General features: G+C 63.5%; 27 protein-coding genes and 1 pseudogene. 10 read left to right on the plus strand and 18 right to left on the minus strand.

What is annotated here, in order from left to right:
• The 3 genes and pseudogenes from X726_RS01000000166675 to X726_RS162070 all read right to left on the minus strand — a co-directional run.
• Positions 1 to 1,913, minus strand: a pseudogene (locus X726_RS01000000166675) (chromosome segregation SMC family protein); the annotation flags it as partial.
• 69 nt (positions 1,914 to 1,982) lie between these two features.
• A complete protein-coding gene (locus X726_RS162075) occupies positions 1,983 to 2,714 on the minus strand; it encodes a DsbA family protein (protein ID WP_023687169.1) in 732 nt (243 codons plus the stop codon).
• Positions 2,715 to 2,881: 167 nt separating this feature from the next.
• Complete coding sequence (locus X726_RS162070) at positions 2,882 to 3,388, minus strand: DUF721 domain-containing protein (RefSeq protein ID WP_023687168.1); 507 nt, start codon at positions 3,386 to 3,388, stop codon at positions 2,882 to 2,884.
• A gap of 50 nt (positions 3,389 to 3,438) precedes the next feature.
• On the opposite strand from X726_RS162070, the gene mutY reads away from it, so the two are divergent.
• Together mutY and X726_RS162060 are read left to right on the plus strand one after the other, a co-directional pair.
• Entirely contained in the window at positions 3,439 to 4,560 is a 1,122-nt protein-coding gene (gene mutY / locus X726_RS162065) for an A/G-specific adenine glycosylase (protein WP_023668390.1), read from the plus strand.
• 22 nt (positions 4,561 to 4,582) lie between these two features.
• Positions 4,583 to 5,194: an HAD family phosphatase gene (locus X726_RS162060; protein ID WP_023668391.1), complete on the plus strand. Its 612-nt coding sequence runs from the start codon at positions 4,583 to 4,585 to the stop codon at positions 5,192 to 5,194.
• Positions 5,195 to 5,413: 219 nt separating this feature from the next.
• On the opposite strand, the gene X726_RS162055 is transcribed toward X726_RS162060, so the two are convergent.
• Positions 5,414 to 6,547 (minus strand): site-specific DNA-methyltransferase, encoded by a 1,134-nt coding sequence (locus X726_RS162055; protein WP_023668392.1) that lies wholly within the window; start codon positions 6,545 to 6,547, stop codon positions 5,414 to 5,416.
• A gap of 261 nt (positions 6,548 to 6,808) precedes the next feature.
• Here X726_RS162055 and X726_RS162050 point away from each other — a divergent pair, with 261 nt between their 5' ends.
• Positions 6,809 to 7,495: an HAD family hydrolase gene (locus tag X726_RS162050; RefSeq protein ID WP_023668393.1), complete on the plus strand. Its 687-nt coding sequence runs from the start codon at positions 6,809 to 6,811 to the stop codon at positions 7,493 to 7,495.
• A 5-nt stretch (positions 7,496 to 7,500) separates the two neighbouring features.
• Here X726_RS162050 and X726_RS162045 read toward each other — a convergent pair whose 3' ends face one another.
• The 7 genes from X726_RS162045 to X726_RS162015 form a co-directional block, all read right to left on the minus strand.
• On the minus strand, positions 7,501 to 7,932 hold the full coding sequence (locus X726_RS162045; protein ID WP_023668394.1) for a DUF1801 domain-containing protein: 432 nt from the start codon (positions 7,930 to 7,932) through the stop codon (positions 7,501 to 7,503).
• Between the two features lie 13 nt (positions 7,933 to 7,945).
• A complete protein-coding gene (locus tag X726_RS162040; RefSeq protein ID WP_023668395.1) occupies positions 7,946 to 8,404 on the minus strand; it encodes a DUF1801 domain-containing protein in 459 nt (152 codons plus the stop codon).
• A 3-nt stretch (positions 8,405 to 8,407) separates the two neighbouring features.
• Complete coding sequence (locus X726_RS162035; protein WP_023668396.1) at positions 8,408 to 8,629, minus strand: hypothetical protein; 222 nt, start codon at positions 8,627 to 8,629, stop codon at positions 8,408 to 8,410.
• 25 nt (positions 8,630 to 8,654) lie between these two features.
• Positions 8,655 to 9,047, minus strand: coding sequence for a VOC family protein (locus tag X726_RS162030; protein ID WP_023668397.1), 393 nt, complete (start codon positions 9,045 to 9,047; stop codon positions 8,655 to 8,657).
• Between the two features lie 57 nt (positions 9,048 to 9,104).
• Complete coding sequence (locus X726_RS162025) at positions 9,105 to 9,530, minus strand: SRPBCC domain-containing protein (protein WP_023668398.1); 426 nt, start codon at positions 9,528 to 9,530, stop codon at positions 9,105 to 9,107.
• Entirely contained in the window at positions 9,527 to 9,850 is a 324-nt protein-coding gene (locus tag X726_RS162020; protein WP_023668399.1) for a metalloregulator ArsR/SmtB family transcription factor, read from the minus strand. Before X726_RS162020 ends, X726_RS162025 begins: the two co-directional genes overlap by 4 nt.
• A gap of 199 nt (positions 9,851 to 10,049) precedes the next feature.
• Positions 10,050 to 10,781 (minus strand): hypothetical protein, encoded by a 732-nt coding sequence (locus X726_RS162015; RefSeq protein WP_023668400.1) that lies wholly within the window; start codon positions 10,779 to 10,781, stop codon positions 10,050 to 10,052.
• 126 nt (positions 10,782 to 10,907) lie between these two features.
• Between X726_RS162015 and thrC the strand changes: the two genes are divergently transcribed.
• The 4 genes from thrC to X726_RS161995 are packed head-to-tail and all read left to right on the plus strand — an operon-like array spanning position 10,908 to position 17,115.
• Entirely contained in the window at positions 10,908 to 12,305 is a 1,398-nt protein-coding gene (gene thrC / locus X726_RS162010; RefSeq protein ID WP_031214670.1) for a threonine synthase, read from the plus strand.
• A gap of 14 nt (positions 12,306 to 12,319) precedes the next feature.
• Positions 12,320 to 13,612: a pitrilysin family protein gene (locus X726_RS162005; protein ID WP_023668402.1), complete on the plus strand. Its 1,293-nt coding sequence runs from the start codon at positions 12,320 to 12,322 to the stop codon at positions 13,610 to 13,612.
• A gap of 14 nt (positions 13,613 to 13,626) precedes the next feature.
• Positions 13,627 to 14,223 carry a GNAT family protein gene (locus X726_RS162000; RefSeq protein ID WP_023668403.1) on the plus strand — a complete coding sequence of 199 codons (597 nt, stop codon included), beginning with the start codon at positions 13,627 to 13,629 and terminating at the stop codon, positions 14,221 to 14,223.
• A gap of 3 nt (positions 14,224 to 14,226) precedes the next feature.
• Positions 14,227 to 17,115 (plus strand): EAL domain-containing protein, encoded by a 2,889-nt coding sequence (locus tag X726_RS161995; RefSeq protein WP_023706671.1) that lies wholly within the window; start codon positions 14,227 to 14,229, stop codon positions 17,113 to 17,115.
• Between the two features lie 196 nt (positions 17,116 to 17,311).
• Here the strand turns inward: X726_RS161995 and X726_RS161990 are convergent, their stop codons facing one another.
• The gene (locus X726_RS161990; protein WP_023668405.1) at positions 17,312 to 17,920 is read right to left on the minus strand and encodes a YqgE/AlgH family protein; all 609 of its coding nucleotides are present in this window, start codon (positions 17,918 to 17,920) and stop codon (positions 17,312 to 17,314) included.
• Positions 17,921 to 18,135: 215 nt separating this feature from the next.
• On the opposite strand from X726_RS161990, the gene X726_RS161985 reads away from it, so the two are divergent.
• The 3 genes from X726_RS161985 (at position 18,136) to X726_RS161975 (ending at position 20,103) form a co-directional block, all read left to right on the plus strand.
• Positions 18,136 to 18,942: a protein-disulfide reductase DsbD domain-containing protein gene (locus X726_RS161985; RefSeq protein ID WP_023668406.1), complete on the plus strand. Its 807-nt coding sequence runs from the start codon at positions 18,136 to 18,138 to the stop codon at positions 18,940 to 18,942.
• A 111-nt stretch (positions 18,943 to 19,053) separates the two neighbouring features.
• On the plus strand, positions 19,054 to 19,536 hold the full coding sequence (locus X726_RS161980; protein WP_023668407.1) for a peroxiredoxin: 483 nt from the start codon (positions 19,054 to 19,056) through the stop codon (positions 19,534 to 19,536).
• An 87-nt stretch (positions 19,537 to 19,623) separates the two neighbouring features.
• Positions 19,624 to 20,103, plus strand: coding sequence for a DUF2938 domain-containing protein (locus tag X726_RS161975; protein WP_023668408.1), 480 nt, complete (start codon positions 19,624 to 19,626; stop codon positions 20,101 to 20,103).
• 72 nt (positions 20,104 to 20,175) lie between these two features.
• Here the strand turns inward: X726_RS161975 and X726_RS161970 are convergent, their stop codons facing one another.
• The 6 genes from X726_RS161970 to X726_RS161945 form a co-directional block, all read right to left on the minus strand.
• Positions 20,176 to 20,760, minus strand: coding sequence for a histidine phosphatase family protein (locus X726_RS161970; RefSeq protein WP_023668409.1), 585 nt, complete (start codon positions 20,758 to 20,760; stop codon positions 20,176 to 20,178).
• Between the two features lie 29 nt (positions 20,761 to 20,789).
• Positions 20,790 to 21,326 (minus strand): ribonuclease HI, encoded by a 537-nt coding sequence (gene rnhA / locus X726_RS161965; protein WP_023668410.1) that lies wholly within the window; start codon positions 21,324 to 21,326, stop codon positions 20,790 to 20,792.
• The gene (locus X726_RS161960; RefSeq protein WP_023668411.1) at positions 21,323 to 22,285 is read right to left on the minus strand and encodes a homoserine kinase; all 963 of its coding nucleotides are present in this window, start codon (positions 22,283 to 22,285) and stop codon (positions 21,323 to 21,325) included. The genes rnhA and X726_RS161960 overlap by 4 nt, the downstream gene beginning before the upstream one ends.
• Positions 22,286 to 22,292: 7 nt before the next feature.
• The gene (gene ispH, locus X726_RS161955; RefSeq protein ID WP_023668412.1) at positions 22,293 to 23,303 is read right to left on the minus strand and encodes a 4-hydroxy-3-methylbut-2-enyl diphosphate reductase; all 1,011 of its coding nucleotides are present in this window, start codon (positions 23,301 to 23,303) and stop codon (positions 22,293 to 22,295) included.
• Between the two features lie 162 nt (positions 23,304 to 23,465).
• A complete protein-coding gene (locus X726_RS161950) occupies positions 23,466 to 24,221 on the minus strand; it encodes an SURF1 family protein (protein ID WP_023668413.1) in 756 nt (251 codons plus the stop codon).
• Positions 24,218 to 24,604 carry a DUF983 domain-containing protein gene (locus X726_RS161945; protein ID WP_023668414.1) on the minus strand — a complete coding sequence of 129 codons (387 nt, stop codon included), beginning with the start codon at positions 24,602 to 24,604 and terminating at the stop codon, positions 24,218 to 24,220. Before X726_RS161945 ends, X726_RS161950 begins: the two co-directional genes overlap by 4 nt.
• Positions 24,605 to 24,613 lie beyond the last annotated feature (9 nt).

Below are 24,613 nucleotides of genomic sequence, written 5' to 3' on the forward strand. Positions count from 1 at the left end.
CGCCGCCGCGGTCGGTGCATCGGCGCTGGCGGTCAAGCCATCCCAACGCCACAGCGCGCCGTCACGGCTGACCAGCCGCTGGCCGGGGGCAAGCAGCGTCTGCAGGCGTTTGCCGTCCGCCGCATCGACGATGCCGATCTGCGCCAACCGGCGGCCAAGCTGCGAAGGCGCGCGCACCACGCTGGCGAGGCTCTTGAGGCCTTCCGGCAAAGCCGCATCGCCTGGTTGAACCTGGCTTTCGCCCCAATGCACCGGCGCGCTGCGGTCGAGCGGCACGTCGAGATCCTCGCCAAGCGCAGCACCGAGGGCCGTCTCATAGCCGCGTTCGACGCTGAGTTGCTCCAGTACCGACGGGAAAAGATCGCCGCTGGCGGCATTGAGGATCTTGGCCAGCGTGCGGGCTTCGGTCTCGATGCCGGCGAGTTCGGCCCTGGCGTCCTGCAGCGGCGGACGGGCGGCACTCTCGGTGGCGCGCGCCTCGGCGACAGCCTGTTCGGCAGCAATGGCGCCGGCCTCGGCTTCCTCCAACCGGGCGAGCGCGTCCTCGACCAAAGCGCGCTTCTCGGCGGGATCGGGCAGGCCGGCGACTTTCGAGACGATCTCCGATAGCTCGCGGTCGACATCGGCCAGCTGGCGGGCAAAGCGATCGCGGCGTTCGGCGGTGTCGCGCAGCGTGCGCTCGATCTGGTTGCGCGAGGCGGCGGCCTCTGCGCGTTCGGCGGTTAGCGTGGCGAGCTTTGCTTCGCTTGTGACAAGCGTTGCGCCGGCCTGCTCGAAAGCGGCGCGCGTGGTGGCTTCGCGTTCGGCGGCACCGGCATTTTCGGAGTTGAGTGTCGCTTCTTCCTCGCGCAGGCGCTCGAGGATGTCGGCATTGTCGCGCACCATGCGCTCTTCGCGGGCGATGTCGCCGTCGAGCTGCTGCAGCCGGCGCTCGAGTTCGGCCTGGCGGGCGCGGATGCGGCCTGCCTCCTCCTCGATCTGCGCCTTGGCGATCGACAGCCGCTGGAAGGCGGCGGCAGCCGCGGCCTCGGCGTCNAGGCGGCGGCAGCCGCGGCCTCGGCGTCACGCAGATCCGGCAGCCGGTGGGCGCCGATGCCTTGCTCCCGGGCGGCAGCCATCTGGGCGGCGGCGCGGTCGCCGACCAGAGCTGTGGCAACCGCCAGCGCCGACCGCGCATCGCCCTCCTGGATCTTGGCCAGCGTCCAGCGCAGATGCAAGAGCGTGGCTTCCGCCTTGCGGATATCGGCCGACAGGTTCTTGAAGCGCGATGCCTGGCGCGCCTGGCGCTTAAGGCTTTCGATCTGGCTCTCCAGTTCGCCGACGACATCGTCCAGCCGTTCCAGATTTTGTTCGGCCGCCTTAAGCCGAAGCTCGGCCTCGTGACGGCGCGTGTGCAGGCCGGAAATGCCGGCGGCTTCTTCGAGCAGCGCGCGGCGCGCCTGCGGCTTGGCCTGGATCAGTTCGCCGATGCGGCCCTGTCCGACCATGGATGGCGAGCGCGCGCCGGTCGACTGGTCGGCGAACAGAAGCTGCACGTCCTTGGCGCGGGCTTCCTTGCCGTTGATGCGGTAGAGCGAGCCGGCTTCGCGCTCGATGCGGCGCGACACTTGCAATTCATCGGCGTCGTTGAAGGCGGCGGGCGCGGTCCGGTCGCTATTGTCGAGGAACAGCGTGACTTCGGCGGTGTTGCGGGCCGGGCGCGTTCCCGAGCCGGAAAAGATCACGTCGTCCATGCCGGACGCGCGCATGTTCTTGTATGAGCTTTCGCCCATCACCCAGCGCATCGCCTCGACAAGGTTCGACTTGCCGCAGCCATTCGGCCCGACAATGCCGGTCAGGCCGCGTTCGATGACGAACTCGCCGGGTTCGACGAAGGACTTGAAGCCGAGGAGGCGAAGGCGCGAAAACTTCATTCGCGCCTGCCTGGAAGGCACAAAGGTGCGCTGACGCCGAAGCGCAGTCGCTCCGGCGCCGCCTGGACGTCAGAGCAGAGGGTCGATGATGGCCGATATTTCCTCAATCGACATCGCACCTTTGTAGGTTTTCCCGTTGATGAAGAAGGTCGGTGTCGAGTCGACCTTGAATTCATCGGCGCCGCGCTTCTGGACCGATCTCACATCGTCCAGAAGTTTCTGGTCCGTCAAGCAGGCCTCGAAGGACTCCTGTGTAAAACCGGCGAGCTTGGAGATCTGCAGCAGCGCATCCTTGGTATTGTTGACGCCGACCCAGTTGGCCTGCTGCTTGAACAGCACGTCGACCATCGGGAAATAATTGTCCTTCGAACAGCGCGCCAGCATGAAACCGGCCTCGGCGCTCGGATCGAACGGGAATTCGCGCAGGATGTAACGCGCCTTGCCGGTGTCGATGTATTTGGTCTTCAACTCAGGGAAGGTGGTCGCCGCGAAATGCGCACAATGCGGGCAGGTCATCGAAGCATATTCGACGATGGTGACCTTGGCGTCATCCTTGCCGAGCTGCTTGTCGGGCAAAGCGCCGGGCTTCAGCAGTTCGGCCATGTCGACATTGCCGGAAGACTCCGGGACCTTGACGGCGGCCGGAGTGGCAGGCGTCGAAGCAGGCACCGCGGGAGCCGCAGGCTTCACATCCGCTGCTTTGGCATCCTCGCCTGAATCGCTGCATGCGGCGAGCATAGCCACTGCCGGAATGACGGCCAGCGAAGACAGGAGGTTTCTGCGGGACAAGCTACGGTTCATGCGAATCACCTGACTGTGGTTTGATTTTGCAACGCAAAGGCTAGAAAAGGCGAGAGTTGGCGGGAATTAAGGCATCGCCGTCCCCATTCCAATCGCCAAACTCTACATGCAGGATCACGAATGCGCGAGATAGATGACGCGTTCATGACCGACTGATTACCGGTTGATTACCTTGGCCGCTTCCTTTGGCCAAGAATTGTGGCGCCAAGACGCTCCAGCGAGGCGCGCAAGCCTTCATCCTCGATCTTGCCGACGGTATCGGACAATTTGGCCTTTTCGACAGAAGTCAGTGCTCTCGGCGTCGGTTTCGGCCGGGCTTTGTCCCTCAGCACCGGCTTTTGCACGATCCGGATCCTGCCGATCGCGTTGAAGCCGAGAAAGGCATTGACGCGGTTGATGATCTCGCCGGTCTCGTGCTGTAGGTGCAGCGCGGCCATGCCCTCGCAGGCGATGACCAGCACCGCCGGCTCGAACGGATCGTCCTCATGCATGCGGCGCGGCCACTGGATTTTTTCGGGGCGCGAATGGCCGGCGAGCCTGGGGCCGGCGATCTCTTCCCATGACTGCACCAGCCCGATCGAAATGCCGGCCCGCTTGCGCAGCACGGGGTCGAGGATCGCGGTCGCGAGATCGCTCACCGGAACGGGATTGCCGTAAGGCGTTCTCCCTGCCATGTACGTTCTCCAGCCACGCTCCTCACCAGCCTAGAGCCAGCCCGCGATCAATGGCACTGCACGAACAGACCCGCAAGGCCGCATCCGGACCAACTCTATCGGGAGAGATCGCCGCGCGTCTGCTTGCCTGGTACGACGCGCACCATCGCGAACTGCCGTGGCGGATCACGCCGCACGCCGCGGCCGGCGGTGCACGGCCGGACCCCTATCGCATCTGGCTTTCGGAAGTGATGCTGCAGCAGACCACGGTCGAAGCGGTAAAATCCTATTTTCGCGCCTTTGTCGAGAAATGGCCTGATGTGAAGGCGCTGGCGGCTGCGCCGGCCGAGGATGTGATGAAGGCCTGGGCCGGGCTCGGCTATTATTCACGGGCGCGCAACCTCAAGGCCTGCGCCGATCTGGTTGCGAGCCAGGGCGGCCGTTTTCCCGACAACGAAACGGGATTGAGGGAATTGCCGGGGATCGGCGCCTATACGGCGGCGGCGATCGCGGCGATCGCCTTCGACCGTCCGGCGGCGGTCGTCGACGGCAATGTCGAACGTGTCATCTCGCGGCTCTATTCGATCGCAACGCGGCTCAGCGAGGCAAAGCCTGAAATCCGCGCGCTCGTCGCAAGACTGGTTCCGCAGACAAGGCCGGGCGACTTCGCCCAGGCAATGATGGACCTTGGCGCCACGATCTGCACGCCAAGACGGCCGCGCTGCATGCTGTGCCCGGTGCGCGAGGATTGCAGCGCCATCCTGTCCGGCGACCCCGAGCGCTTTCCGGTCCGCCTGCCCAAGGTCGACAAACCACTCAGGCGGGGTGCCGCCTTCGTCGCCGAGCGCGGCGACGGCGCCATCCTGTTGCGCAAGCGGCCTGACAAGGGCCTGCTCGGCGGCATGACCGAGGTGCCGACCACAGGTTGGACAGCGCGGATCGACGGTGCAACCACTTCGGAGGCAGCGCCCTTCCCTGCCGACTGGCGGCGCGCTGGAGAGATCGCGCATGTCTTCACCCATTTCGCGCTCGAGCTCGAAGTTTTTCACGCTCAAGTGAAAAGTGATGCGCCGGAAGGGCATTTCTGGTCGCTGGCCCATGACATTTCCGGAGAAGCGCTGCCGACCGTCATGAAAAAGGTCATCGAAGCAGCGATACCGGGCGCAACCAAAAAACACCGCCCAATTGACTAGCATTCGCTTTGAAAGGCCAGAAATGACTGAAATCCGCCATATCGTGTTCGACATCGGCCGCGTCTTGCTCCACTACGATCCGAACATTCCGTTCAGCCGCCTCATTCCCGATGCCGAAGAGCGCAAGTGGTTCTTCGACAATGTCTGCACGCATGACTGGAACATCGAGCAGGATCGTGGCCGGACGTGGGAAGAGGCGGAAGCGCTGCTGATCGCGGATTACCCGGATCATGCTGAAAACATTCGCAATTTCCGGCGCTATTGGAACGACATGGTGCCGCATGCCTATGAGGACAGCGTCGCCATCATGCTCGGCCTGATCGAGAGCGGCCGCGACGTGACCATGCTGACGAACTTCGCCGCCGACACGCTTGCCGAGGCAAGACTGCGCTTCGATTTCCTTAGCCGCCCGCGCGGCGTGACCGTGTCGGCCGATATCCGTGAGATCAAGCCCGACCGCGCCATCTACGACCATCACGTGGTCGCGTTCGGCCTGGAGCCCTCCGCCACGCTGTTCATCGACGACAGCCCCAGGAATGTCGACGGAGCCAGGGCGGCTGGCTGGAATGCTGTGCTGTTCACAGATGCAAAAACGCTCAAGGCGGACCTTGAGCGGTATGGCATCGCGACCTGAGCTACGCAGAGGGGTCGAGGTAGCGCTTTATGGCGCCCCCCTCTGCCCTGCCGGGCATCTCCCCCACGAGGGGGGAGATTGGCAGCCTCGCCGACGGCTCTTTCTTACAACGTTGAAGGTTGGCGAAAACAATGAAGCGCGCGATCTCCCCCCTCGTGGGGGAGATGGCCGGCAGGCCAGAGGGGGGCGCCGTAGGGCGCCGACCTTTATGTGGTAGCGTCAGGCCCCTGCCCGTTCCATGCCGAGCCTGGCGATGCGGCGCAGTTCGTCGATCGGGGTCAGGCCGCCCGAGCGCTCATAGTGCCAGAAGGTCCAGCCGTTGCAGGCGTCCAGGCCCTGCACTTCGGCGCCGATCTTGTGGATCGAGCCGGCGCTGTCGCCGATCGCCACCGTGCCGTCGGCGCGTACCTTGGCCGACCAGCGCTTCTTGGCATCGTAAAGCGTGGCGCCGGGCTGCATAAGCCCGGTATCGATGAGGCTGACAAAGGCGACGCGCGGCTCGGCGCGCTTGCCGGTGAGCACGGTGAGATCGGCGGTTTCCAGCGGCCGCACGGCATCGATGCGCTCATTGGCGGCGTCGATATAGGCCTGCTCGCGCTCGATGCCGACGAAGTGACGGCCAAGCCGCTTGGCCACGGCGCCGGTGGTGCCGGAGCCGAAAAACGGGTCGAGCACGATGTCGCCCGGCTTGGTCGAGGCCATCATGATGCGGGCGAGCAGCGCTTCCGGCTTTTGCGTCGGATGCAGCTTGTCGCCATTGTCGTTCTTCAGCCGCTCGCCGCCAGTGCAGATCGGGAACAGCCAGTCGGAGCGCATCTGGATGTCGTCGTTCGATGCCTTCATGGCTTCGTAATTGAAGGTATAGCCCTTGCCCTTCTGGTCGCGCGAGGCCCAGATCATGGTCTCATGCGCGTTCTGGAAGCGGCGACCGCGGAAATTCGGCATTGGGTTGGTCTTGCGCCAGACGACATCGTTGAGAATCCAGAAGCCGAGATCCTGCATCTTGGCGCCGACGCGGAAGATGTTGTGATAGGAGCCGATGACCCAGATGGTGCCATTGGGCTTCAGCACGCGGCGCGCCGCCAGGAGCCAGGCGCGGGTGAAGGCGTCATAGGCCTCGAAGCTCTCGAACTGGTCCCAGTCGTCGTCGACGGCGTCGACCTTGGACTGGTCGGGCCGGTGCAAATCGCCGTCGAGTTGCAGATTGTAAGGCGGATCGGCGAAGATGACGTCGATGGATTTTTCCGGCAGCCGGTCGAGCGCGGCGACACAATCGCCCTTGAGGATCGTGTCCAGCCACTCGGATTGCTGGGGGGCGTGGGAGAGGTCGGCGAGAAGACGCACGGCAGACATTTTTACACCCAAGGCACGCGTTACTGTTTACTCCCCGTTATGGTTACCGATCAGCGTAAATATTCGGTGAAGGACGCAACGGTCCAGGCAGCCCTGACGTCGTCAATTTGCGCAGCCCGGCCCGTTGGTGTATGTCGCGCCGCTTGAGCCTTGCCGGGCCTCCATCACCCTCCCTCGTTCGGATTGCCANCGGCCCGTTGGTGTATGTCGCGCCGCTTGAGCCTTGCCGGGCCTCCATCACCCTCCCTCGTTCGGATTGCCATGCCCCAGCCAGACCTTGTCATCTTCGATTGCGACGGCGTGCTCGTCGATTCCGAAATCATCGCAGCCCGCGTCGAGGCCGAATTGCTGACCTTGGCCGGATATGAAATCTCGGCCGAGGAATACGCCGAAACCTATGCCGGACTGACCTTCAAGGACATAATGATGCGGGTCGAGCAAAAATCCGCCATCCCGTTCCAGGCCTCGATGATCGACCGGGCCGAAGAGCTGGTCGACCGCAAACTGCGCAGCGACGTGCGCGCCATCGACGGCGTGCGCGAGGCGGTCGCCGCGGTCACCGCGCCGCGCTGCGTCTGCTCGAACTCACGCTTGGAGCGGATCGAGTTCATGCTCGAGAAAGTGGGCCTGCTGCCGTTCTTCGCCGGCCGGATTTTTTCAGCGCTGGAAATACCAAGCAAGAAAACCAAGCCCGCGCCGGATGTGTTCCTGATCGCGGCGCAGCAACTCAACGCCGATCCGGCAAACACCTTCGTCATCGAGGATTCGGTGCACGGCGTCACCGGCGCCAGGGCCGCTGGCATGCGCGTGATCGGCTTCACCGGCGCCGCGCACAGCTATCCCGGCCATGCCGATGTGCTGACCGAAGCCGGCGCCGAAACCGTCATCCGCCGCTGGGCCGAACTGAAAAGTGTGGTTGCCGCTCTGTCGGAATGGTCGGACGCCTGAACCGATCAGTCCTTGGCTTTGGCCGACTTGGCCGGTTTCTTCTTTGCCCTGTTGTAGGCAATCGCGGCACGGACGAGCGCTTTCAGCGCATCCGCATCGATCTCGTCGCCCTCCGCCACATCGATGGCGCGCCACACCTTGCCGTTGAGCCCGTTGTTGAACAGCCTGTCGGGATCCGGCAGGCTGGCGCCGTGAGAAAAGGTCAGCTTCACCTTGTCCTTGTGAGCGTTGCCGACGGCGATCATGCCGTCGCGTGACCATACCGGGCTGCCCATCCACTTCCACTCCTCGATGATTTCCGGGTCGGCGTCGAGGATGGTCTTGCGCAGGCTGGCCAACGTCTTGCCCCGCCAATCGTCCAGCTCCCGGATTCGGGCATCTATCCGCTCGGAGGCAGAGGCGCCTCCCTCGTCCTTGCTCGACATGCTGACCTTCATGGTCTGCCTCCGTTCACATCTTCTCGCCGGGCAATCGGCTGGCCTGGCTCACCCAGGAGGCGAAGCGGGCTTCGTCGATCTCTTCGCCTTCATGGATGTCGAGATAGCGCACTTCCTTTTGCCTGGAACCGCCGGGAGGCACAGGATCGAGCGACGTGCCGCGAAAGAAGGCGACTTTGACGTATCTGGTGAAGCAATGCAGGCTGAGGAACCAACCCTCGCCCTCGATGCCATAGAACGGTGAGTTCCACTTCACCGCCTTGCAGACGCTGGGGACGGCGCTGACGATAAGTGCGTCGATCCAGCGCCCGACATCGCTTTTCCAGCCCGGCATGGCAGCAATATAGGCCTGCACCGGAGCGTCCCCATAGGCCTTCGGGATCTGCGGGTTGCCGCCCGAAAGCAGGACCGGCTTTTCCGGCTTGTCTGGGGCCGGTTTTGCGACCTTCGATTTTCCCGGCGCCTTGGCCATGTCCTACCCTTGCGCGCCCTGCTCGCCACGCGATCTCGCGACGTAAGGCAGCACGAACATGTAGAGGCCGCTGAACAGCAGCAGGAATAGCGGCAGCAGCGGCGAATAGACCACCCAGGCCGGAGGTTGCCCGAACGCCATGGTGATGAAATTGGCTGCCACGGTCAGCGTGAAGATGATCGACAGCCAACGATGGGTTTGACGTATCCATTTGCTCAAGTTCATTGCAACTTCCTCTTGAAACCAGCGCCTACCAACGCGCCAGTTGGGTGATCTGGATGAGATTGCCGCAGCTGTCGTTGAGCTGGGCGATAGTCGAGCCGGTCACTTCTGTCGGCGCCATGGCGAACGCACCGCCGCGTCCCTTGATGCGCTCGTAATCACCCTTGACGTCGTCGGTGAACAGCATGAGCGCGGGCTGCCCCTGCTTGAAGATGGCCTGCTGGTAGGCCTTGGCGGCCGGGTTGTCGTTGAGCGCCAGCTGTAGCTCGGCTCCCTCGGGCTCATCGGGTGAGATGACGGTCAGCCAACGAAAAGGCCCATTGCTGAAGTCGGCCTTCACGGCAAAGCCCAGCACGTCGGTGTAGAAGCGCAGTGCGTTGTCCTGGTTGTCCACATAGACGCTGGTCAGCTTGATCTTCATCGATTTACTCCTTTTTGCATTCGGTGCCCCGCGATCAGGGCATGGTACCGGCAGGCTTCAATCCGGCTTCGCCAGGACCTGCTCCAGCTTGGTGAGGAATTGCTGCCACCCGGCCCTGGCGCCGCCATAGGCCTGCTTCTGGCTCGGATGGAAGCCCGACTGCTCGACGCGCAGATGGGTTCCCGAGCTCGTGGGTGTGAGCGTGAACGTCACCACGCTCGTCAGATTGTAGGCGGCATCCTCATGCGCAAAATCCCAGCTGTAGGACAGCGTCCTGTTTTGCTCGATGGCCAGCACCTCGCAGTCGAGCACGCCGCCCCAGTCGCCGCGAAGATTGAAGCTGTGGCCGACGACAGGCTTGAAATCGTTCTTCATGAGCCATTCCTCAATCAGATGCGGCTGCGTCAACGCGCGCCAGATCTTCTCCGCCGGCCAGGATATTTCACGTTCGACGACGACGGTGCGCAGCTCGGGATTGCTCACTGGTCCATCCTTTTCAGCAGGCTCTCGAGATCATCGAAGCGGCTCTCCCAGAATCCAGTCATTTGAACTGTCCAGTCGGTCAGCGGGCCAAGTGCCGCGGGCTGGGCGCTGTAGTGGGTCTGGCGTCCGGCGTGGCGGTCACGCACCAGGCCGGCCAGCTTCAGGACGCCGAGATGCTTCGACACCGCTGGTTGCGAGACCCCGGACTGCGCCGTCAGCGCCCCCACGGTCTGCTCACCTTGGCGGCACAAGCGCTCGAAGATGGCCCGCCGAGTCGGGTCGGCAAGCGTTCTGAACAAAGTATCGTGGGCGTCCGGCATCGGGATCAATAACCTGCGAGCTATTGATTGACGTATAACCGCCGGGATATGGATGAGTCAAGTGCGCTGGCGGAATGGATCGAGATTAAAGCGCAGACGCGACCTGCCGCAGGCGCACGCCTGCAGGATTACGATCGGATCGTTTGGATCTTTCAAAGAGTTGACCGGCACCGTCGCAGCAGCGACGGCGCCCAGGCGCTTAGTTCGTCGCCGGAGCGCGCTTCTTTTTCTTGCCGGACTTCTTGTCCGCCGCCGCCGGCGCGGTGTCGTCATAGCCGGCATAGACAGTGTAATCCCGGGCGGAGGGTTCGGGCACGACGACGTTGGGATCGGTGAACACGAACTGGGTGGCGGTCGAGGGATCGCTGACCTGGATCTGATAGGGGTGGATCTGCGAATAAAGTACGTCGGGGCCGTGCATGACGGCAATGCGGATCGGCATGGTGATGGTGCCGGGGGCGAACAGCGGTCCCGGCACGATCTTGCCGGCAACCCCAACCTTCATCGTCAACTGGCCGTTGGCACGGCTGCAATCGCGGCTCACATCGCTGATCGAGGCCTGGTAGATGATCTTGGCCGGATCCTTGTTCGGATCGACGATGGAGCCGTCAGGCGCCGTCTGCGCGGCGGCAGCGGCCTCGGCATCCTGTGCCGCATCAGCCTTTTTCTTTCTCGGCTGCGGCGCGCCCTTGGCGTAGGTATTGAAGTAGGCGGTGCCATCGCGCACCGTCACTTTCGGGCAGTAGGCCTGCAACTGGCTGGCGAGAACCTTGGGATCCTGCGGCGGTATTGGCGCATTCGGGTCGGTCTTCTTGCCGAAACCGAGATTGAGGATGCCATTGTCGCTCGATTGGCAACCGGCGGCGGCAAGCATAAAGCCGGTGAGCGCCAGACCCGCGACAAAGCGACGGTTGAACTTGTGAAACGCCATGAAACTGCACTTCCCTCTCGCAAAGTTGGTGACGTATAGCAACGCCACGGCAAAAATGCGACTGAGCCGGCTCGGAAAATTAACCAATTGCCGTGGATGAACCGGCGGCAGCAATGGACCTTGACGATGCGCTATGTGAGTACCCGCGGGGATGCACCCGTGCTTGGATTTGCCGACGCGGTGCTGGCGGGGCTGGCCCGCGACGGCGGGCTTTATGTGCCGCAGACATGGCCGCAGTTTTCGGCAGCCGAGATCCGCGCCATGCGCGGCCTGCCCTATGCGGACCTCGCCATCCGCGTGCTGACGCCGTTCCTCGGCGGCGAGATCGCCGCACCCGTCTTCGAGCGCCTGGTGCGAGAAGCCTATGCCACCTTCCGCCACCAGGCCGTCTGCCCGCTGGTGCAGACCGGCGCCAACACGTTCATCCTTGAACTCTTCCACGGTCCGACGCTGGCCTTCAAAGACGTTGCCATGCAGCTGCTTGCCCGGCTGATGGACCATGTACTGACTGAGCGCGGCCAGCGCGCAACCATCGTCGGCGCGACCTCGGGTGACACCGGCGGCGCCGCCATCGATGCCTTCGCCGGCCGCGACCGAACTGACATTTTCGTGATGTTTCCGCATGGCCGCGTCTCGCCGGTGCAGCAGCGGCAGATGACGACATCGACGGCCACCAACGTCCAGGCGCTGGCCATCGAAGGCAATTTCGACGATTGCCAGGGCCTGCTGAAGGATATGTTCAACGATCATCGTTTTCGTGATCGCGTGTCGCTATCGGGCGTCAATTCGATCAACTGGGCCCGCATCATGGCCCAGATCGTCTATTATTTTTCCTCGGCGCTTTCGCTCGGCGCGCCGGACAGGCCGGTCTCCTTTACCGTGCCGACCGGCAATTTCGGCGATATTTTCGCCGGTTACGCCGCCAAGAAGATGGGCCTGCCGATCGAGCGGCTGATCGTCGCCACCAACGACAACGACATATTGGCGCGCACTTTCGCGACCGGTGAATACCGCACCAAGGGTGTGTTTGCGACGACTTCGCCATCGATGGACATCCAGGTATCGTCGAACTTCGAGCGACTGCTGTTCGAGGCCTGCGACCGTAACGCAGAGACGGTGCGGCGTTACATGGCCGGCCTCAAGCAATCCGGCGCCTTCACCATCGAAACCCCAGAAATCGACCGGGTGCGGTCCGAATTCGACGCCGGACGCGCTGATATGGACGAGGTTGCCGCCACCATCCGTTCAACGCTCGAATCCAGCAATTATCTGCTCGATCCGCACACGGCCGCGGCCGTGCATGTCGCCGCCGGCAAGGCTGACGGTGCAGTGCCGATGGTGGTGCTGGGCACGGCGCACCCGGCCAAGTTCCCGGCCGCGGTCGAAGCCGCCTGCGGCGTGTCGCCGGCCCTGCCCGCATGCCTGGGGTCCTTGATGTCAGCCGACGAAAAGTACACGGTACTTCCATCCGACCTGAAAATGGTGGAAGATTACGTGAGCCGCCACTCAAGGGCAGCGCGTTAGGGAGTACTTGCCATATGGGTGTTGAGGTAAGCCGTCTGTCGAACGGCCTGACAGTCGCCACCGAAACCCTTCCAAGCCTCGAATCCGTTGCCCTTGGCGCCTGGGTCAAGTCCGGCGCCCGCAATGAGCGTGACGACGAGCACGGAATGGCCCATCTGCTCGAGCATATGGCCTTCAAGGGTACGAAAAGGCGGACGGCCTTCGAGATCGCCTCGGAAATCGAGGATGTCGGCGGCGAGATCAATGCCGCCACATCAGTCGAGACGACGTCCTATTACGCCAGGGTGCTGTCCGACGATGTGCCGCTGGCGGTGGATATCCTTGCCGATATCCTGCAGGAGTCCGAATTCGACCCAGAGGAACTGGAGCGCGAGCAGCATGTGATCCTGCAGGAGATCGGCGCCGCGCACGACACGCCCGACGACATCGTCTTCGACCGTTTCACCGAGACCGCCTTCCGCCACCAGACGATCGGCCGCTCGATCCTCGGCACGCCGGAAACCGTCAAATCCTTCACCTCCAAACAGCTGCATGATTTCATCGAGCGCCAATATGGCGCCGAGAAGATGGTGATCGTCGCGGCCGGCGACATCAAGCATGACAATTTCGTGCGCGAGGTCGAAAAACAGCTCGGCGGTTTCCGCAGCAAGTCCGACAGCACGATGCCCCAATATGCGCAGTATGTCGGCGGCGATTTCCGCGAGGATCGCGACCTGATGGACGCGCAGATCGTGCTCGGCTTCGAAGGCCGAGCCTATCATGTGCGCGATTTCTACGCTTCGCAGGTGCTGTCGATGATCCTCGGCGGCGGCATGTCGTCCCGGCTGTTCCAGGAGGTCCGCGAAAAGCGTGGCCTGTGCTATTCGGTCTATGCCTTCCACTGGGGTTTTTCCGATACCGGCATCTTCGGCGTTCATGCCGCGACCGGGCAGAGCGACATTGCCGAACTGGTTCCGGTCATTATCGACGAGCTGCAGAAGGCCGGCGAGAATATCCTTCAGGAAGAGCTCGACCGCGCCCGCGCGCAATACCGCGCCGGCCTGATCATGTCGGCTGAAAGCCCGGCCAGCCGCGCCTCGCAGATCGCCAGGCAGCTGCTTCTGTTCGGCCGGCCGATCGCCAAGGAGGAGTTGATGGAACGGCTGTCGGCGCTGACCGTCGAGCGGCTGACCGACCTTTCGTCCCGGCTGTTTTCGACCAAGCCGACGCTGACTGCGGTTGGACCGGTGGGTACGCTCGCGCCCTATGAGGCGATTCTCGATTCGCTTGCGGGCACGCACACCACGGCCCGCAAGCTCGCCGTCTAAGCCTTCAAGCGCCGGTGTTCGCGCTCCCTTTCTTTCGCCGTGACCTGCCGGCACTGAAAGGCGACCGGGTCATGCTGCGCGTGCCCTACACCAACGACTATCGCGAATGGTCGGCGGTGCGCGGCGAAAGCCGTGCCTTCCTCGAACCGTGGGAGCCGCGCTGGACGCCCGATGAACTCGACCGCACCGCCTGGCGGCTGCGCATCGGCCGCTACCGCGAAGACTATGCGCAGGGGACAGCCATCGCCTTCTTCATCTTCGAGAAGGCGAGCGGCAAGCTTGCCGGCGGCATTACGCTCGGCAATATCCGCCACGGCGTCTCGCAAAGCGGCCATGTCGGGTACTGGATCGGGGAGCGGTTTGGCGGCCGCGGCCTGATGACCGACGCGGTCAAGGTGGTCTGCCGCTTCGCCTTCGATACGCTGAGGTTGCACCGGATCGAAGCTGCCTGTATTCCCGACAATGTCCGGTCGATCCGCGTGCTTGAAAAAGCCGGATTCCGGCGCGAAGGACTTCTGCGATCCTACCTCAGGATCAACGGCATCTGGCAGGACCACTACCTCTACGCCCGGATCGCGGACGATCCGCCGGGCGCTGGAACGAAGGACTGATTTTTGACGAATTTCCTGCGAAACGGGTCGCTGTTGGCCTTTGTTCTGGCGGTTGTCGTCACGCTTTGCGCGGCGCTCCCGGCCTTCGCCGTCGAACCGATCAAGATTGCCCGCGACGATGTCGCGCTCGACCTGTCGCGCGCCGTCCAGATCTACGTCAATCAGGGCGAAAACTTCCAGGTATCGACCGCGCCCGGTCCCGACGGCATCGTGCGGCGCATCGAGGTCGAGGCCAATGACGCGCGCTCGAGCGGCGACTGGGCGGTGTTCGCGCTCGCCAACACCACCGACCAGCAGCTCGACCGGCTGATCGTGGCGCCGCATTTCCGGCTGGTGAATTCCGGCATCTTCTGGCCCGATCTCGGCGCCACCCGCATCGCCGCGATCACCCCCAGCGAGGGCTTCGCGCTCGACCGCCAGTCAAGCTCCGACGCCGACGTGTTCCGGGTGACGCTGAACCCGGGAACGGTGATCACCTTCATCGCCGAACTCGCCTCGCCGAAGCTGCCGCAGGTCTATCTATGGGAGCCGGAAGCCTACAAGGACTCGGTCAATTCCTATACGCTGTTCCGTGGCATCGTCATCGGCATCGCCGGATTGCTGGCGCTCTTCCTGACCATCCTTTTCGTCGTCAAGGGAACCTCGATGTTTCCGGCGACAGCCGCACTTGCGTGGGCGGTACTTGCCTATATCTGCGTCGATTTCGGCTTTCTAAACAAGATCATAGAGATATCGCCCGGCAACGAGCAGATGTGGCGGGCGGGAACGGAGGTGGCGCTTGCGGCGACCTTCGTGGTGTTCCTGTTCGCCTATCTCAACCTCAACCGGTGGCACGGCCATTTCAGCTATGGCGCGCTGGTCTGGATTCTCGGCCTGGTGCTGATCGCGGGTGTGGCCATCATCGATCCGGCCGTCGCCGCCGGTATTGCCCGGCTGTCCTTCGCCGCCACCGCGCTGACCGGGCTCGGCCTCATCATCCTGCTGGGTCTTCGTGGTTACGACCGTGCGATCATGCTGGTGCCCAGTTGGGTGATGGTGCTGCTATGGCTGTGCGGGTCGTGGATGGCGATCACCGGCATGCTCGACAACGACATCGCCCAGCCGGCATTGGGCGGCGGGCTGATCCTGATCATCCTTTTGATCGGCTTCACCGTCATGCAGCATGCCTTTGCCGGCGGCGCGCTGCATCAGGGCCTGTTCTCCGATCTCGAGCGCCAGGCGCTGGCCGTCGCCGGCTCCGGCGACACGGTGTGGGACTGGGACGTGCTGCGCGACCGCGTCGTCACCAAGCCCGACGTCAGCATCCAGCTTGGCCTCGCTCCCAACAGCCTGGGGGGTGCGGCCCGCAACTGGCTGCCGGTGCTGCATGCCGACGACCGCGACACGTTCCGCACCACGCTCGACGTGGTGCTCGAACATCGGCGCGGCCGGGTCTCGCAGAATTTCCGCCTGCGCGGCGCCGACGGGCACTACCACTGGTTCTTGCTTCGGGCGCGGCCGGTGATCGGCTCGGATGGCGAAGTGATTCGCTGCGTCGGCACCATGGTCGACGTTACCGAGCAGAAAAAGTCCGAGGAAAGGCTGCTGCACGATGCCGTTCACGACAATCTGACCGGCCTGCCCAACCGCGAACTTCTGATGAACCGGCTGGAAGCCATCATCTCGATCGCGCGCACCGAAGAGAAGGTGCGCCCCACCGTCTTCGTCATCGACATCGACCGTTTCAAGCAGGTCAATGACGGGCTTGGCATCTCGGCCGGCGACACCATCCTGCTCACCATTGCGCGCCGCTTGCACCGGCTGTTGAAACCGAAGGATTCGCTGTCGCGCTTTGCCGGTGACCAGTTCGCCCTGATGCTGCTCTCCGAACAGGAACCCTCCCGCATCGCGGCGGTGGCAGACGCCATCAAGCACGCGATCAACAACCCGATCACCTTCGCCAAGCGCGAGATCGTGCTGACTGCCTCGATTGGCCTGATCACCTGGACCTCGGCGCAGACTTCGGCAGAAGACATGGTCAAGGACGCCGAGCTTGCCATGCACCAGGCCAAGCGCTTCGGCGGCGACAGGATCGAGCCGTTCCGGCCGGCCTTCCGCACCGTCGGCACCGACCGGCTGCAATTCGAATCCGATCTGCGCCGCGCCATCGAGCGGCGCGAATTCACCCTTGCCTACCAGCCGATCGTGCGGCTGGAGGACGGCAGCATTGCCGGCTTCGAAGCGCTGCTGCGTTGGGACCATCCGCGCCGCGGCATGATCCCGCCCGGCGATTTCATTCCGGTCGCCGAAAGCTGTGGCCTGATCGTGCAGCTTGGGCTGTTTGCCATGCAGCAGGCGGCCGAAGACCTCGCCGGCTGGCAAAAGCAGATCGGCGACACCCCGCTGTCGGTGTCGGTCAATCTGTCCAGCCGCCAGCTGATCCGCCGCGACCTGGTCAGCGATGTCCGCTCGGTCATCGCCCGCGCCAATCTGAAGCCGCGCTGCTTCCGGCTCGAACTTACCGAATCGCTGGTCATGGACAATCCAGAGCAGACCTCGCATGTGCTGACCAAACTCAAGCAGCTCGGCATCGGCCTGTCGCTGGACGATTTCGGCACCGGCTATTCCTCGCTCGCCTATCTGACCCGCTTCCCCTTCGACACCATCAAGATCGACAAGAGCTTCGTCGACGACGCGACGCCGAAGCGGGCGGTGCTGCTCAAATCCATGGTCAACATGGCGCATGAACTCGGCCTGTCGGTGGTGGCCGAGGGCATTTCCGACGAAAGCGATGCGCTGGAATTGCGCCAGATGGGCTGCGAATATGTGCAAAGCTTCATGTTCGGCGCGCCGATGCCAGGCGACCAGGTGCTGAAGGCGTTGAAAGAGCAGTACCCGATGACGCAGGCGTGATGGGTGAGGCATGCGTCGTGCAGGCGCGTGGTTACATTGGAATGAACCCCGAAAATTAGCTGAAGCGACCGCGCCTTCGTCATCCTAGGGCGAAGCAAGGAGCGCAGCGACGCGGCGCAGACCCTAGGATGACGAAAGTGGCGGGCGGCTTCGGCTAGTCGCGAAGGTTCGGCGGAACGTCGGCGAAGGCGAGGCTTCAGGCGTGCCCCGCGGCCAGGCTCAAATGCGCCAGATCAATCCCGATCGATGCCAGGATGCGGTCGTACTTCCGCTCGATGTCGGCGTCGAACAGCAGCTCCGGCGTGGCCGGACAGGTCAGCCAGCCATTCTCGGCGATCTCGGTTTCCAGCTGGCCGGCGCCCCAGCCGGAATAGCCGAGCGCCATCAAAGCGCGCCGCGGGCCGCGGCCGGACGAGATGGCGCGCAATATGTCGACCGTCGCGGTCAGGCAGATATCGTCGGAGACGGTGAGCGAGGATTCCACCCGGTAGTCGCCCGAGTGAAGGACGAAGCCGCGGCTGCGGTCCACCGGGCCGCCATTGCGCACCACGAAGTCGCGGGCCTGCGCAGGCAGCCTGATCGCCTCCTGTTCGTTCATGATGCCGAGCTGCACCAGAAGATCGGGAAACAGCATCTGTTGCGTCTGGTTGATGATCAGGCCCATGGCGCCTTCATCGCTGTGCGCACAGATGTAGATGACCGAGCGCGTGAAGCGATCGTCCTTCATGCCGGGCATGGCAATCAGAAACTGGTCGTCAAGAAAGCCGCGTCCACCGGCTGTCTTTTTGTGGCGCAACAAGTCCATGGACTGGAGCGTAACGCGTTTCCGGGACGCCGAAAAGATGCGCCGCGTGCGATTCGGCCAAAGCCCAACGGTTGGAACAACGGAATCTTGACTGCGAACTTCACTCGGCCGATTGCTTGAAGCCAACTGTTCCTTGCCCGAAGGTCACGCAAATATGATACGCAGAGCGCCATGAAAACATTGCGCGGCCATGAACTGACGATCAAATCAACGCCATGCAAAGCTTGAAAGTCCTGCTGCTCGGCGCCGCCATCGGATGCGGAGTAGCCCTTCCCGCCGCCGCCTCGTCTTCCGACTGGTACAACAGCGAAGGCGGCAGGGTGCGGCTGGTGACAACAGGCAAGGCCGACGAGGCCGGCCGCATACAGGGCGTGCTCGACATCGCGCTCAAGCCCGGCTGGAAAACCTATTGGCGCGATCCGGGCGACGCCGGCGTGCCGCCGCAGATCGACGTTTCGGCCAGCACCAACATCACCGATGCGGCGTTTTCCTTCCCGCCGCCGCAGCGCCATGACGACGGCTACGGCAAATGGGCCGGCTACAACCATCCGGTCTCGCTGCCGGTGACATTCACTTTGTCGTCGCCTGGGGATGCGGCCGTCATCGATGCCGACATCTTTCTTGGCATCTGCGAGACGATCTGTATTCCGGTGCAGACGCGGCTGAGCGTCGATCCCGGCGCCGATCCCGACAATGCCGAGGATGCGGCGCTGGTGAAGGCTGCACTCGCCACCTTGCCCGCGCCTGCCAAGCCCGATTTCGGGATCAAGGTGCTGCCGGGAGACCATGAGACGCTGATCGTCGAGGCGACTTTTCCCGGAGATCCGGAGGCGGCGGATTTATTCGTCGCCGGGGGACGCGACTATATGTTCGGGGCGCCTGCACGCAACGAAAAGGACGGCCGGCTGGTATTTACCATTCCGATCCTCGACCGGCCGTCGACGACACCGACCGATGGCGGGTTGTATTACACCCTGACAAGTGCCGAAGGCGCGGTCGAGGGCGTTCTGCCGTTCCCCTGAAACGGAACCCGATCCAGGCTTTCCCTTGATCCAGGCCTTGTCGGCGGTTGCGGGAGATGCCCGATTTCGCTATCGCAAGAAACCTTCCCTGCTTTTCACACGAGGACCATCATGACGATTGCCGTTGGCGACAAACTGCCCGACGCGACCTTCAAGGAAATGACCGCCGACGGCGCCAAGGTGATCACCTCGGCCGAGATTTTTGCGGGCAAGAAAGTGGTGCTGTTCGGTGTTCCCGGGGCGTTCACGCCGACCTGCAGCAACAACCACCTGCCGGGCTATCTTGAGAACCACGATGCCATCCTGGCCCGCGGCGTCGACACCATCGCCGTCGTGTCGGTCAACGACGTCCATGTCATGGGTGCCTGGGCCAATTTCACCGGCGGTCAAGGCAAGATCCTCTATCTCGCCGACGGCAATGGCGACTTCGCCAAGTCGATCGGCCTCGACTCCGACTATTCCAGCGGCGGCATGGGATTGCGCTCGAAGCGCTTCTCGATGATCGTCGACAATGGCAAGGTCACCGCGCTCAACGTCGAGACCAAGCCAGGAGTCGACACGTCGGGTGCCGCTCACATTCTGAGCCAGCTCTAAACCGCGGCGGCCGCCTCGGCTCATGAACGCGATGGCCTGACGACCACGCGCTTCCAGCCGGATTGCCTGCTTTGGGGGACATCGACGATGTTTGACATCATCTGGCGCAGCATTGCGATTGGCATCGGCGCCACGGTGCTGATGGATCTCTGGGCGATGTTCCTGCATCTGGCGCTCAGTCAGCCGCGGCCGAACTGGGGGCCGCCCGGCCGCTGGGTCTGGCACCTCAGGGAAGGCAAGGTTTTCCACGACGACATCGCACAAGCCGCGCCCTATGCGCATGAGCAGGCGCTGGGCTGGGCTTTCCACTATGTCACCGGCATCGTCTACGGCTTCATCCTGGCGGCGCTGGCGGGCACGGCATGGCTGGACGCGCCGACCTTCCTGCCGGCCTTCATCCTCGGCATGGTCACCATCGGCGCCGGCTGGTTCCTGCTGGCGCCCGGCATGGGCGCCGGCTGGGCTGCCTCAAAGCGCCCCAACGCGATACAGATCCGCGCCTTCAACGTGATCTCGCACACGGTGTTCGCGCTCGGCCTCTACGGCACGGCCCTGCTGATCCGCTGAGGACAGGTTCTATCCGCTGGTCGCCAGCGGCTTCATCGCGGCTACGGTATCGATGATCTCCTGACATCCGCTTTAGCGCGGCGCCAGACTGTCGATCGGCCGCCATCCGTGGACGACGCGGCGCGTGCCGACATCATAGGCGAAGTAATTGCCGCCGCCGGCCGGCTGATCCGCCGCGCGGCTGATTGCGCGGCCGCTGAGCGAGAGCAGCAAGAGCGTTCCGACGCCGCCATGGCCGACGAAGGCAATGTCGCCGCCGTCGGCAGCACCCAGCACCGTTTCGACCTCGCTGACAATGCGTTGCTGGGCGTCGATGGCCCGTTCCCAGCCGCGAATGCTTTTGTGCGGATTGGCGAAGAACTGGTCGGCGACCGCCTCGAACTCCGGCGGCGGCAGGAAGCCGGTTGCCGACCGATCGTTCTCATGCATGCGCTCCTTCACCTCGACCGCGAGGCCGAGGTGTTTGCCAAGGATCTCGGCGGTTTCGATCGCCTTGCGCTCGGCCGACGAGACGACACGGCGGATCGATCCGACCCATGGCTGATCGAGCATAGCTGATGCTCGCGCTCGTCCGATCTCGGACAGCCCCCAGTGCGGCACGGGAACGTTGGCATCGATCTGAACCTGGGGATGGGTGATGTAGTATACGATCGGCATGAGTGAGATCCCCTGCCGATAGCTTGAGCTCAATAGCTTTGGGTCGAGCGCCGTGCCCGTGGCGCCGGCTGCTTCTCGGATGCCCCCGGCTTCAGCGCCACTTTCGGCGCCGCAGGTTTGGCTGAGCCCCTCTTGAACGGCGCCATGCCTTCCCTTGCGAGTTCGTCGGCGCGTTCGTTCTCGGTGTGGCCGGCATGGCCCTTGACCCAGTTCCAGGTCACCTTGTGGCGCCGATTGGCCTCATCCAGCGCCTGCCACAGTTCACCGTTCTTGACCGGCTTCTTGTCAGCGGTCTTCCAGCCGTTTTTCTTCCAGCCGTGGATCCATTTGGAGATACCGTCCATGACATATTTGCTGTCGGTGTGAAGCTCGACGGCGCACGGCTCCTTCAGCGCATTCAGCGCCGAGATGGCGGCCAGCAGCTCCATGCGGTTATTGGTCGTCTCGGCCTCGCCGCCCGACAATTCCCTGGTCTTGCCGTTGAAGCGCAGGATGGCGCCCCAGCCGCCGGGACCGGGATTGCCCGAGCAGGCGCCGTCGGTGAAGATTTCAACCTGCTTGGTCATGTCAGTCCGTATTCCGAAGGCGACCTGATCGCGCGGTGGAAGCGCATGCGGCGGATATATTCGGTCGGATCGCGCTTCATGACCAGCCCGCCCTCTGGAACCGTCAGCCAGTCATAGAGCCGGGTCAGCATGAAGCGCAGCGCCGAACCGCGCGAAAGCATCGGCAGCGCTGCTTTCTCGCCATCGCTCAAAGGCCGCACGCTCTGATAGCCGGCCAGCAGCGCCGTGCCTTTGGTCAGGTTGAAGGAGAAATCCTTCTCGAAACACCAGGCGTTGAGACAGGTGGCGACGTCATAGGCGTAGAGGTCGTGGCAGGCGAAATAGAAGTCGATGAGGCCGGACAGTTTCTCGCCGAGGAAGAAGACATTGTCGGGAAACAGATCGGCATGGATGATGCCTGCCGGCAGGCCCTGCGGCCAATGGCGTTCGAAATCCGCGAAATCCGCGTCGACCTCGGCCGCCAGTCCCGGCTCGACCTCGTCGGCTCGGTCGCGCGAGGCATTCCAGAGTTTGCGCCAGCCCTCGATGGCGAGCGCGTTGTCACGCGTCATCGCAAAATCCTGGCCGGCGAGATGCAGGGCGGCGAGCGCCTTGCCGACCTCCGCGCAATGCGCCGCTGTCGGCCGCCGCAGCGACAGGCCTTCGAGGAAGGTGATGATGACCGCGGGGCGGCCGGCCAGCGTGCCGATGACGGTGCCGTCATGCGCGGTCACCGGCAACGGGCAGGAAATGCCTTTGCGGGCGAGATGGCCCATCAGGCCGAGGAAGAACGGCAGGTCGGCCTTGTCGACGCGCTTCTCGTAAAGCGTCAGTATGTAAGAGCCGCTTGAGGTGTGCAGCAAAAAGTTCGAATTCTCGGTGCCTTCGGCGATCCCCTTGTAGGACAAGAGTTCGCCGACCGGATATGCCCTCAGGAACGCGCCGAGTTCGCCCTCATTGACGTCGGTGTAGACCGCCATGGGCTGTTCACGCGGCTCCGTTGACGAAGGCCATGTCGGCCCGCGTCAGTTCGACATCGCGCAGAACCCGCATGACTGGAAAATCCTCCGTTTCGGTGGCGGTGATCGCCAGGTCGATGGTCACCTCGAAGCGCTGGCGGAAGGCATCGATGATCTCGTCGACGATGATCTCCGGCGCCGACGCGCCGGCAGACAGGCCGAGCGTCGATATATTTGTGATGTCTTTCCACGGAATTTCGGCGGCGCGCTGTACGAGAAGCGACATGGTGGCGCCGGCGCGCTCCGCCACTTCGACAAGACGGCGCGAATTGGAGGAATTGGGCGCACCGACGATCAGATAGAGATCGGCGCCGGCGGCGGTTTCCTTGACCGCTTCCTGGCGGTTGGTGGTGGCGTAGCAGATCGATTCGGCGGCCGGTGCATGCAGTTGCGGGAAGCGCTCCTGCAGCACCCGCAATATGCCGGCAGTGTCTTCGACCGACAACGTTGTCTGGCTTACGAAGCCGAGCGCTTCCGGGTCGGCGGGGGCAAAGGTCCCAGCGTCGGCTTCGGTCTCGATCAGCGTGACGGCGCCTTCAGCCAGTTGGCCCATGGTGCCGATCACTTCGGGATGGCCGGCATGGCCGATCAGAAGCACATGGCGGCCGAGCCGCTGATGGCGCATCGCCTGCTTGTGCACCTTGGACACCAGCGGGCAGGTGGCGTCGAGATAGAAGAGCTCGCGTGCCTTGGCGTCGGCCGGCACCGATTTCGGCACGCCGTGGGCTGAGAAGACAACCGGCGACTTGCGGTGCTCGGCCGGGATTTCCGAGAGTTCCTCGATGAAAACCGCGCCAAGGCTTTGCAGGCCCTCGACGACATAGCGGTTGTGCACGATCTCGTGGCGGACATAGACCGGCGCGCCGTATTTCTTCAACGCCAGCACGACGATCTGGATCGCGCGGTCGACACCGGCGCAAAAGCCGCGCGGCTGGCAGAGCCGGATCGTCAGCGGTGGTTTTGTGGCGGTCTGCAGCATGATTCCAGATCGGTTGATCGTATCGTTTGGCGAAATGAGGTGTGCACCCCTGCCCTGTCAAGGGCAGTTGAGATCAGGTTGAATGGTCAACCTGATCTAACTCTTTGTTGGATCATGATCTTGTCCGAAACCGGTTCCCACTTTTCGGGATGATGCTCTGGATCATTCAGTCTTTGCCGGGCGGCGCAGCCTGATGATCAGAACCGCGGCAAGAGCCGCCGCCAGGCCATACCAGGTGAAGGCATATTGCAGATGAGAGTTCGGCAGGTCGATGATGGTGACGCCGCCGACCGGCAGCCCGCCCGGGTTCGGCGTCTTGTCGGCGTCGATGAAGATCGGCACCAGCACGGCGCCGGCCGGCAGGCCGGCACTCGCCGCCATGACATCACGATCCTTCCAGTAGAAGATGTTCTTGGCCACGTCATTGTCGGGCAGCATCATCGACGGCTTGCCCGGCAGCGGGTTGCGCGCCAGGCCGGTGACCGTGACCTTGCCGGTCACCTGCCCTTGCGGCCGCTTGGCGGCATCCTTGAGATCATAGGGAACGAAGCCGCGGTTGATCAGGATATAGCGGCCATCGTCGAGGGCCAGCGGGGTGTAGACGTTGAAGCCGGCGTCGCCGTCCCAGGTGGCGTAGAAATGCCGCTCGCCGGAGTGCAGGAACGTCCCGCTGACGGTGACCGGCGTGTAGTCGACATCACCGGTTGCGGCGAATTCCTTCTCGACGTCCGCCAGCGGCTGCGGCGCTGAATGGGTGCGCTGGTCGATGGTGTGCAGAAGGGCTTCCTTCCAGTACAGGCGCTGCACCTGCCATGTGCCAAGCCCGAGCAGGATGACGAACACCACCAGGCCGAGGCCGAGCAGAAATGCCGTCTTCGGCCGCGTGCGGCCGGCGGGCTTGGTCAGCGCCTCGTTCATTGCCCCTGGTCCAGGCGGCCTTCGGCCGCCTTGTTGGCGTATTGAAGCGTCAGCAGCACCCCCTTGATCAGCCTCAGCGCCGTCAGGCACAGCGCCACGGCCAGCGGTATCCAGATGATGAAATGCAGCCACAGCGGCGGGCTCAGCGTCACCTCCACCCACAGCGCCAGCCCGACGACGATGAAGCCGATGATCAGGATGACGAACACCGCCGGGCCGTCGCCGGCATCGGCGTAGGAATAGTCGAGGCCGCAATTGTTGCAGCGCTTTCCGACGGTGAGGAAGCCGGAAAACAGCCGTCCTTCGCCGCAGCGCGGGCAGCGTCCGTGCAGGCCGGCCGAGATCGGCTCGATGGGTGGCCAGATCGCCCTGTCTTCACTCATGGATAGTCA

Source organism: Mesorhizobium sp. LSJC285A00, assembly GCF_000503155.1.
In the GTDB taxonomy this organism is placed as follows: domain Bacteria; phylum Pseudomonadota; class Alphaproteobacteria; order Rhizobiales; family Rhizobiaceae; genus Mesorhizobium.

What these genes read in the sequence shown, in the direction of transcription:
- X726_RS162040 (WP_023668395.1), bottom strand. Translation starts at nt 8,404, where the DNA reads ATGGCCAAGGCGCCGGGAAAATCGAAGGTCGCAAAACCGGCCCCAGAC.
- X726_RS161985 (WP_023668406.1), top strand. Translation starts at nt 18,136, where the DNA reads ATGCAAAGCTTGAAAGTCCTGCTGCTCGGCGCCGCCATCGGATGCGGA.
- thrC (WP_031214670.1), top strand. Translation starts at nt 10,908, where the DNA reads ATGCGCTATGTGAGTACCCGCGGGGATGCACCCGTGCTTGGATTTGCC.
- X726_RS162050 (WP_023668393.1), top strand. Translation starts at nt 6,809, where the DNA reads ATGCCCCAGCCAGACCTTGTCATCTTCGATTGCGACGGCGTGCTCGTC.
- ispH (WP_023668412.1), bottom strand. Translation starts at nt 23,303, where the DNA reads ATGCTGCAGACCGCCACAAAACCACCGCTGACGATCCGGCTCTGCCAG.
- X726_RS162055 (WP_023668392.1), bottom strand. Translation starts at nt 6,547, where the DNA reads ATGTCTGCCGTGCGTCTTCTCGCCGACCTCTCCCACGCCCCCCAGCAA.
- X726_RS161980 (WP_023668407.1), top strand. Translation starts at nt 19,054, where the DNA reads ATGACGATTGCCGTTGGCGACAAACTGCCCGACGCGACCTTCAAGGAA.
- X726_RS161975 (WP_023668408.1), top strand. Translation starts at nt 19,624, where the DNA reads ATGTTTGACATCATCTGGCGCAGCATTGCGATTGGCATCGGCGCCACG.
- rnhA (WP_023668410.1), bottom strand. Translation starts at nt 21,326, where the DNA reads ATGACCAAGCAGGTTGAAATCTTCACCGACGGCGCCTGCTCGGGCAAT.
- X726_RS162020 (WP_023668399.1), bottom strand. Translation starts at nt 9,850, where the DNA reads ATGCCGGACGCCCACGATACTTTGTTCAGAACGCTTGCCGACCCGACT.
- X726_RS162075 (WP_023687169.1), bottom strand. Translation starts at nt 2,714, where the DNA reads ATGAACCGTAGCTTGTCCCGCAGAAACCTCCTGTCTTCGCTGGCCGTC.
- mutY (WP_023668390.1), top strand. Translation starts at nt 3,439, where the DNA reads ATGGCACTGCACGAACAGACCCGCAAGGCCGCATCCGGACCAACTCTA.
- X726_RS162035 (WP_023668396.1), bottom strand. Translation starts at nt 8,629, where the DNA reads ATGAACTTGAGCAAATGGATACGTCAAACCCATCGTTGGCTGTCGATC.
- X726_RS161970 (WP_023668409.1), bottom strand. Translation starts at nt 20,760, where the DNA reads ATGCCGATCGTATACTACATCACCCATCCCCAGGTTCAGATCGATGCC.
- X726_RS162005 (WP_023668402.1), top strand. Translation starts at nt 12,320, where the DNA reads ATGGGTGTTGAGGTAAGCCGTCTGTCGAACGGCCTGACAGTCGCCACC.
- X726_RS161945 (WP_023668414.1), bottom strand. Translation starts at nt 24,604, where the DNA reads ATGAGTGAAGACAGGGCGATCTGGCCACCCATCGAGCCGATCTCGGCC.
- X726_RS162045 (WP_023668394.1), bottom strand. Translation starts at nt 7,932, where the DNA reads ATGAAGGTCAGCATGTCGAGCAAGGACGAGGGAGGCGCCTCTGCCTCC.
- X726_RS162030 (WP_023668397.1), bottom strand. Translation starts at nt 9,047, where the DNA reads ATGAAGATCAAGCTGACCAGCGTCTATGTGGACAACCAGGACAACGCA.
- X726_RS162070 (WP_023687168.1), bottom strand. Translation starts at nt 3,388, where the DNA reads ATGGCAGGGAGAACGCCTTACGGCAATCCCGTTCCGGTGAGCGATCTC.
- X726_RS161950 (WP_023668413.1), bottom strand. Translation starts at nt 24,221, where the DNA reads ATGAACGAGGCGCTGACCAAGCCCGCCGGCCGCACGCGGCCGAAGACG.
- X726_RS161960 (WP_023668411.1), bottom strand. Translation starts at nt 22,285, where the DNA reads ATGGCGGTCTACACCGACGTCAATGAGGGCGAACTCGGCGCGTTCCTG.
- X726_RS162060 (WP_023668391.1), top strand. Translation starts at nt 4,583, where the DNA reads ATGACTGAAATCCGCCATATCGTGTTCGACATCGGCCGCGTCTTGCTC.
- X726_RS162015 (WP_023668400.1), bottom strand. Translation starts at nt 10,781, where the DNA reads ATGGCGTTTCACAAGTTCAACCGTCGCTTTGTCGCGGGTCTGGCGCTC.
- X726_RS161990 (WP_023668405.1), bottom strand. Translation starts at nt 17,920, where the DNA reads ATGGACTTGTTGCGCCACAAAAAGACAGCCGGTGGACGCGGCTTTCTT.